Raw genomic sequence first — 424 nt, 5'->3', positions numbered from 1 at the left:
GACGGCAACGTCGACTTTATCGGGCGGATCGACCATCAGGCCAAAAATCCGGGGCTACCGGATCGAAACCGGCGAGGTCGAGTCGCAGCTGCTCCAGGCGGACGGCGTCCGCGAAGCGGTCGTCATCGTACGCGAGGACGGCAGCGGGCAGAAAGCGCTGTGCGCCTACTTCACGGCGGGCGGCGAACTTGCCGCAAGCAGGCTGCGAAGCGCGTTGGCGCAGGAATTGCCGGGCTACATGATCCCGTCGTATTTCATCCGGCTGGAGCGGATTCCGCTGACGCCGAACGGGAAAGTCGACCGGAAGGCGCTGCCGGCGCCGGAAGCGGGTGCGGACGGAGGCGCGGAATATATCGCGCCAAGGACGCCGCTGGAAGCGAAGCTGGCCGCCATCTGGCAGGACGTGCTCGGTCTTCAGAAGGAA

At 65.8% G+C, this 424-nt stretch carries 1 pseudogene; it reads left to right on the top strand.

Annotated features, from left to right (window positions below):
* A pseudogene (locus HMPREF1207_RS29590) lies at positions 1-424 on the top strand (AMP-binding enzyme); the annotation flags it as partial.

The sequence above is a fragment of the Paenibacillus sp. HGH0039 genome, assembly GCF_000411255.1.
GTDB lineage: Bacteria > Bacillota > Bacilli > Paenibacillales > NBRC-103111 > Paenibacillus_F.
The sequence above is the reverse complement of the archived record's forward strand: the minus strand, read 5'-3'. Positions and strand labels throughout refer to the sequence as shown.